The organism is Streptomyces sp. SID12501, from assembly GCF_010550245.1.
Taxonomy (GTDB): Bacteria; Actinomycetota; Actinomycetes; order Streptomycetales; family Streptomycetaceae; genus Streptomyces.
In genome coordinates this window covers 1-440 of the sequence record NZ_JAAGLU010000660.1, presented here as the reverse complement: position 1 = coordinate 440, position 440 = coordinate 1, and the positions used below count along the sequence as shown (strand labels likewise).

The following is a 440-nucleotide window of genomic DNA, read 5'->3' as shown; positions in this document are numbered from 1 at the left end:
ACGGCACCCGGACCGTCCCCCCGCTCGCCCGGCTCGCCCTCGCCGGACTGCCGGTGGTCACGGACTGGATGTTCCGGGGCCGGGACGCCGTCGACATCGACCGGACGACCGCTCCGCGCCGGCCCGGCTGGACGGTGGACGGACACCTCGTACGCACCGCCGCCGGCGACACCCTCCCCGGCGCCCTCGCGCCCGCCCGACGAGTCGTGGAGATCCCCGTGACAACGAACCCCGGTCAGCCGACGCCCGGTACGGCCGACGCCCTCGTCGCCGAGTTCCTCCGGACCAGTCGGGACATGATCGCGGCGCAACGCGACGTGCTGCTCGCCTACTTCGGGACCGCCCCGGAGGCGGGACCCCTGGTGGGCGGGACGGCGCCGCGGGCGGTGCAGCACTCGGTGCCGCACGCACCGCCGCAGCTCCCGGCGGTCCCCACGGCG

Annotated in this window: 1 protein-coding gene; it reads left to right on the top strand. The window is 77.0% G+C overall.

The annotated features are described in order from the left end of the window. Positions 1 to 440 (top strand): hypothetical protein (locus G3I71_RS47780; protein ID WP_203733169.1); only part of this gene is annotated, 440 nt, incomplete at both ends.